Annotated in this window: 1 protein-coding gene; it reads left to right on the top strand. The window is 59.3% G+C overall.

Annotated elements, in window-relative coordinates; all coding sequences use genetic code 11:
• Nucleotides 1–383, top strand: a 383-nt coding sequence (locus H7U22_RS05010; RefSeq protein ID WP_187070250.1) for a type IX secretion system membrane protein PorP/SprF, incomplete at both ends; no start/stop codon positions are given.

The raw sequence follows: 383 nt of genomic DNA, 5'->3' as shown, positions 1-383 counted from the left end.
CGCTGAACAGCGGGAAGAGCTTTCTGGACTTCGGCCTCTCGGCGGGGATCATGGACGAGTGGGTAGACTTCAACCGGGTAAGGGGCGACCTTGCGGATGCGAGCCTTTACAGCTTCAACCAGCGGAGCCTCTACTTCGACGGCGACTTCGGGATGGCCTACCGCAACGGGAGCCTTACGGTACAGGGCACGCTCCCGAACCTGAAGCGTTTGCTGGAGCGTGACGTGGAGCGTACGGTTGCGGACCGGTCGCTCTACATGGCTGCGGTAAGCTACAGGTTTGCCAGCAGAAATGGATCTGCGCTGAGCAGCATCGAGCCGAAGGTGGTGTACCGAGGAGTGGAGAATTATAAGGACATTCTGGATGCGGGCGCAAATCTGGAA

The sequence above is a fragment of the Pedobacter fastidiosus genome, from assembly GCF_014306625.1.
Lineage (GTDB): Bacteria > Bacteroidota > Bacteroidia > Sphingobacteriales > Sphingobacteriaceae > Pedobacter > Pedobacter fastidiosus.
Note: the sequence above shows the minus strand (reverse complement) of the source record. Positions and strands in the feature narration are given on the sequence as shown.